The organism is Arhodomonas sp. KWT (assembly GCF_010993615.1).
On the sequence record NZ_WNXE01000038.1, the window covers coordinates 18402 to 22949 of the forward strand.

2 protein-coding genes are annotated in these 4548 nt (G+C 69.6%); both read left to right on the plus strand.

Features of this window, described 5'->3' with window-relative positions; translation table 11 throughout:
- The first annotated feature begins 282 nt into the window (after positions 1–282).
- A complete protein-coding gene (gene ribF / locus G7A99_RS08660; protein ID WP_163139560.1) occupies positions 283–1251 on the plus strand; it encodes a bifunctional riboflavin kinase/FAD synthetase in 969 nt (322 codons plus the stop codon).
- Positions 1248–4076 (plus strand): isoleucine--tRNA ligase, encoded by a 2829-nt coding sequence (ileS, locus tag G7A99_RS08665; RefSeq protein ID WP_163139562.1) that lies wholly within the window; start codon positions 1248–1250, stop codon positions 4074–4076. The genes ribF and ileS overlap by 4 nt, the downstream gene beginning before the upstream one ends.
- Positions 4077–4548 lie beyond the last annotated feature (472 nt).

A 4548-nucleotide genomic window follows, 5' to 3' on the forward strand; every position in this document is an offset into this window, starting at 1 on the left:
CGTGTCGGATACCTGTACATGACCGGCCCAAGGCGGGTTGGGCCGGGATCTTGGCTGTGCTCAGCAGCCAGCCCACGGGCCCCCTGCGGCCAGGGCCTCCACGCACGGGTCCCGGTCAGGGTGTCGGTGGCCGGACGTAACCGGCCCGCGGTGGCGGTGCGGGCCGTCGTCGGCGTTCGGCAGATACGCTGAACCGGCGTTACGCCGGGCCGGCGGCGGCCCACGACTTTCACCGCGCAGTGAATCCACCGTAGAATAAAGGGATTTGGGGACCGGCACGGCATGGAGCTCATCCGGGGCAGCCACAATCTAGTGCACCGGCACCACGGTTGCGTCGCCACCATCGGCAATTTCGATGGCGTGCACCGTGGCCATCATGCCGTGATCGCGCGTCTGCGCGAGCGCGCGGACGCGCTCGGGCTGCCGGCGACGGTGGTGACCTTCGAGCCCCACCCGCTGGAGTTCTTCGTGCCCGAGCGTGCGCCGCCGCGTATCACCGGGCTGCGCGACAAGCTCGCCGCGTTGCACGGCTGCGGCATCGACCGGGTCGTTTGCCTGCGCTTCGGCCGAGGCCTGGCGGATATGCCGGCGGAGGCGTTCATCGATGATCTGCTGGTGCGGCGGCTCGGCGTGCGGTTCCTGATGGTGGGCGACGACTTCCGCTTCGGCCACGGCAGGCGGGGCGGTTTCGAGATGCTGCGCACGGCGGGCGAGACGAACGGCTTCGAGGTGGAACGGATGCCGACGGTAGTCGACGGCGGCAGCCGGGTTTCGAGCACCCGGGTCCGGGAGGCGCTGGGATCGGGTGACCTCGCCACGGCGGGCCGGCTGCTCGGACGGGCCTACACCATCAGTGGCCGGGTCGCCCGCGGGGACGCGATCGGCCGGGAACTCGGCTGGCGTACCGCGAACATCCGTTTCCGGCGTTCGCCGCCGCCGGTGCACGGCATATTTGCGGTGACCCTGGACGGTCTTGGCCGGCGACAGGAGGGGGTGGCCAGCGTCGGCACGCGGCCCACGGTCAACGGTCGGGCCACGCTGCTGGAAACCCACCTCTTCGATTTCGACGGCGACATCTACGGCGCCCACGTCGCCGTGACCTTCCGGGCGTTCCTGCGTGGCGAGGAGCGTTTCGACACCATGGAGGCGCTGCGCGATCAGATCGCGCGCGACGCCGACGCGGCGCGGGCCTGGTTCGCCGGGCAGCCCGACAACCCGTCATCGACACAGGATCGCAGGACGACGTCGTGACCGATTACAAAGACACCCTGAATCTGCCCAAGACAGACTTCCCCATGCGCGCCAACCTCGCCAAGCGCGAGCCCGACCGGGTGGCGCGCTGGAACGACGAGGGCCTGTACCGGCGCATCCGCGAGCAGCGCGCCGGCCGCGAGCGTTTCATCCTCCACGATGGCCCGCCCTACGCCAACGGCGAGATCCATATCGGCCACGCGGTCAACAAGATCCTCAAGGACATCATCGTCAAGGCGCGCACCCTGGACGGGTACGACGCCCCCTACGTCCCCGGTTGGGACTGCCATGGCCTGCCCATCGAGCACAAGGTCGAGCAGGACATCGGCAAGGCCGGCGAGGAGGTCTCCGACGCCGATTTCCGTGCGGCCTGCCGACGCTTCGCCGAGGAGCAGGTGACCGGGCAGAAAGCGGACTTCCAGCGCCTTGGCGTGATCGGGGACTGGGACGATCCGTACCTGACCATGAATTTCCGCACCGAGGCGGACATCCTGCGCGCGCTCGGGCGAATCGTCGGCAACGGGCATCTCAAGCGCGGCTTCAAACCCGTGCACTGGTGTACCGACTGCGGCTCGGCACTGGCGGAGGCGGAGGTCGAGTACGATGACCATGTCTCCCCGGCGATCGATGTGCGTTTCACCGCGGTGGACGGCGACGCGCTGCGCCGTGCCTGTGGTGCCGAGGGCGTGGAACCGCAGGCCGCCGCGTCGCTGGTGATCTGGACGACGACCCCGTGGACGCTGCCGGCGAACCAGGCGGTGGCCGTCCACCCCGAGCTGGATTACGTGCTGGTCTCCGTGGACCACGGCCGCGAGCTGCTTGTGCTGGCTGAGGCGTTGCACGAGACGGCACTCGCGCGCTACGGCATGGAGCACTACGGCATCGTCGGGCGCTGCCTCGGGCGGGACCTCGAGGGCCTGGAGCTGCGCCACCCGTTCCTGGACCGGCAGGTGCCCGTGGTCGTCGGTGAGCACGTCACCACCGAGGCGGGCACGGGTGCCGTGCATACCGCCCCGGGCCATGGTGCCGATGACTTCGAGGTAGGCCAGCGCTACGACCTGCCGCTGGAGAACCCGGTTGGCGATGACGGCCGCTTCCTCCCCGGGACCGAGCGTTTCGCCGGGCTGTTCGTCTTCGATGCCAACCCGAAGATCGTCGAGACCCTGCGCGAGACCGGGACGCTGCTCAACGTCGAGCGCTACGAGCACAGCTATCCCCACTGCTGGCGGCACAAGACCCCGATCCTCTTCCGCGCCACGCCCCAGTGGTTCCTCAACCTGGAGGCCAACGGGGTGCGCGAGAAGACCCTGGAGGCCCTGCCCACGGTGCGCTGGTTCCCCGACTGGGGTGAGGGCCGCATGGCGGCGATGGTGCGCAACCGCCCGGAGTGGTGCATCTCGCGCCAGCGCAACTGGGGCGTGCCCATCGCGCTGTTCGTCGATCGCGACACCGGCGAGCCCCACCCGCGCACCGACGAGTTCATCGAGGCGGTGGCACAGCGCATGGAGCAGCGCGGCATCGACGCATGGTTCGAACTCGATCCCGCGGAGCTGCTCGGCGACGACGCCCCGCGCTACGAGAAGGTCACCGACATCCTGGATGTGTGGTTCGACTCCGGGACCACCCACGCCTCCGTGCTGGACTCGCGCCCGGAGCTCGCCAAGCCGGCGGACCTCTACCTCGAGGGCTCGGACCAGTATCGCGGCTGGTTCCAGTCGTCGCTGCTCACCGGCATGATGCTCGACGGCCGCCCCCCCTACCGGGGCACGCTTACCCACGGCTTCACCGTGGACGAGAAGGGCTACAAGATGTCCAAGTCGCGGGGCAACGTCATCGCCCCGCAGACGGTGATGAACAAGCTCGGTGCAGATATCCTTCGGCTCTGGGTGGGGTCCACGGACTACACCGGCGAGATCGCCGTGTCCGACGAGATCCTCAAGCGCACCGCCGACAGCTACCGGCGCATGCGCAACACCGCCCGCTTCCTCCTCGCCAATCTGGCGGGGTTCGACCCGGCCAGCGACTGCGTCGAGCCGCAGCGTATGCTGGCGCTGGACCGTTGGGCGGTGGACCGGGCTCTGGAGGTCCAGCGCGAGGTGGTCGCCGCCTACGACGCCTATGATTTTCACCAGGTCACCCAGCGCGTGCACCATTTCTGCGTGCTGGACATGGGCGGCTTCTACCTCGACGTGATCAAGGACCGCCAGTACACCACCCAGAGCGACAGCCTGGCCCGGCGCTCCTGCCAGACGGCGATGTACCACATCGTCGAGGCGCTGGCGCGCTGGATCGCGCCGATCCTCTCGTTCACCGCCGATGAGCTCTGGGCCCATATCCCCGGCGAGCGGGACGAGGCGTCCGTGTTCATGGCGGAGTGGTACGACCGGCTTGTCCCGCTGGAGGACGAGGCGTTCGACCGGGGCTTCTGGCAGCGTGTCCAGGGGCTGCGCGAGGCGGTTGCCAAGCGGGTCGAGGAGCTGCGCAACGACAAGGTCCTGGGCGCCACCCTGGAGGCCGAGGTCGAGCTCTACTGCCCGGAGCCGCTGTACAGCGAGTGGCAGCAGCTTGGCGACGAGCTCCGCTTTCTGCTGATCACCTCCGCGGCGCGGGTGCACCCGGCGGAGGCCCGCCCGGAAGGGGCGATGACCGCGAGCCTCTCCGACGGCACGGAGTTCGGCGTGGTGGTCTCGGCCACCGAGCACGCCAAGTGCGTGCGCTGCTGGCACCACACGCCGGACGTGGGCCGCAACGCCGACCACCCGGAGCTGTGCGGTCGCTGCGTGGCCAACGTAGCCGGCGAGGGCGAGGAACGGCTGTATGCCTAGCCACGCTCCGGCGCCCGCCGTGTGTCCGTCGCACGCCTCCGGCGCACGACCTACGCGGTCCCCAGTGGTCGTCCAGCGGGTAGGTCGTGCACGGCCAAAGGCCGTGTGCGACAGCGCGGCCCTGCGGCAGGTCAGGGCGTCGCAAGTACGTCGTGCACGGCCGCAGGCCGTGTGCGAGAGCCCAACACCGCGGCAGGTCGGAATGTCGCACGGCCCCGTCGCGCGACCTGCTTGGTCGACGGCGGATAGCGGTCGGGTAGGTCGTGCACCGCCAAAGGCCGTGTGCGACAGCCCCGCGTCGCGGCGCCTGGTCCGCGCGCGGTGCATCATCGACTCGATCCATGGCGATGCTCGCGCGGGTAGGTCGTGCACGGCCACAGGCCGTGTGCGACATCGCCTCCTTCGCTGTGCCGTGCCCGCCGCGAGGCCCGCCTTGTCACACCGGGAATCCGATCCATGCTGCGCTTCGGAC

What these genes read in the sequence shown, in the direction of transcription:
- ribF (WP_163139560.1), top strand. Translation starts at nt 283, where the DNA reads ATGGAGCTCATCCGGGGCAGCCACAATCTAGTGCACCGGCACCACGGT.